Source organism: Tannerella forsythia (genome assembly GCF_003860135.1).
Classification (GTDB): domain Bacteria; phylum Bacteroidota; class Bacteroidia; order Bacteroidales; family Tannerellaceae; genus Tannerella; species Tannerella forsythia_A.
Genome location: NZ_RQYN01000119.1, coordinates 1 through 1408, shown reverse-complemented (window position 1 = coordinate 1408; position 1408 = coordinate 1). Strand labels below are relative to the sequence as shown.

The following is a 1408-nucleotide window of genomic DNA, read 5'->3' as shown; positions in this document are numbered from 1 at the left end:
AAAAACCAACCGAAAATAAAATATAAAAATTTTTCTTTCAACTTTTCCATCATTTTCTTCAAGTTCCAAGCCGTAGCTGCCAGGTAAGCGTTGATTTGTATGCCTTTTTCGCCCCACAGGTAATTCTGTTCCATGCGGAAGTCCTTTTTAAGATGTCCGAAAATAGGCTCTATTGCCGCTCTGGCTCTGCATTTGTTTCGTTTCTGCCGTTTTTGACAAGGGGTATCTTTGGCTTTGCGTTTACCGGGAGTGATGATGCTTACCCCCCTTATTTGTTTGCGCCCCTTTCCGCCCCGATCATAAATCAACTCTTGGGGTAATCTCAACCGACCGTCTTCCATCTGTGCAAGTAGTGGATCTATGGTATCACCGTCGTAAGGGTTTCCCAAAAATGCTTTTATAGCCGTGATAATTTTCCGCCCTTTTCTACCCGTGGTTATCATCCCCACTTTATTGCCGAACTCATATTGCTTGTGCGCCTTTCCCTTAGCAATACAGCGGGTAAAGGGTTTATGCAGACTGTAGATTTTGTCCTTGTCGTTTTTCTGTTGATTCACTGCACGATTGCAGATTGAAAGGGTCTGTTCGTATTGCTTTTTTTGTGCCTCTGTCATTTTACGTTCAAGTTCCCGAAGTTGGATATTGGCTATCGTTTTCAAGCGGCGTTTGGCTTTGTCGGCACGTTTCTTACGTTTGGGATGCTTACCGTTGTATGTGTCCCGAACCAACTGTTTGCTCTCACGCCTATAGCTCCGGCGCTGCCTGATCCCTTCCTTACCGGCAATGGCATTGCACTTGTCGATGACCTTTTTGCAAAGCTTGGCATCGGTAGGAAAGGTCGTGTTGTTTTCTTGAACAGTGGTGTCTGAAAGAACAAAACTTGTTTGTCCGGGTAGTTTTTTACCGTGAAGCCCTACACTGTAAGCAAATATTTTCCCTATTCCTTCTTCTCCCACACGGTTACGAAAATGGACAAAGTCGCTCGGATCAAAAGGAAACTCGTGCTCGAAAAATTCACAGCCGCAAAAGTATTGGAAATAAACATCCCGAACCCAATACTCGGGAATACGATCATCTCCGAGATTGTACAGATGCTTCAAGAGTAGGCAGCCGACCATTAAACGGATGGGAACGCTTGGTGCACCCCGTTGTGAATACAAAGGGGCAAATTCTTTTTCAAAATAGGACCAATCAATCTTGTCTGACAAAAGAACGAGTTCATGTCCCATATCGATAAAGTCTTTCAGCATGGGGCGAAACAGATCGCGTTGTCCTTTTTTCGGTAATTTTCCTAACATAATTTGCAGTGTTTTACTGCCTAAAGATACTAAATCCTGCAAGAATATCCAATAATTATTCCATTTATTTTATTGACAAACAGTTTAATGAATATATTTTAAGGAGCAAC

The 1408-nt window shown here is 42.8% G+C and carries 1 protein-coding gene; it reads right to left on the bottom strand.

Going from position 1 to position 1408, the window contains the following annotated elements:
• Positions 1 to 1340 (bottom strand): IS5 family transposase (locus EII41_RS13535; RefSeq protein WP_260425604.1); only part of this gene is annotated, 1340 nt, incomplete at its 3' end.
• Positions 1341 to 1408 lie beyond the last annotated feature (68 nt).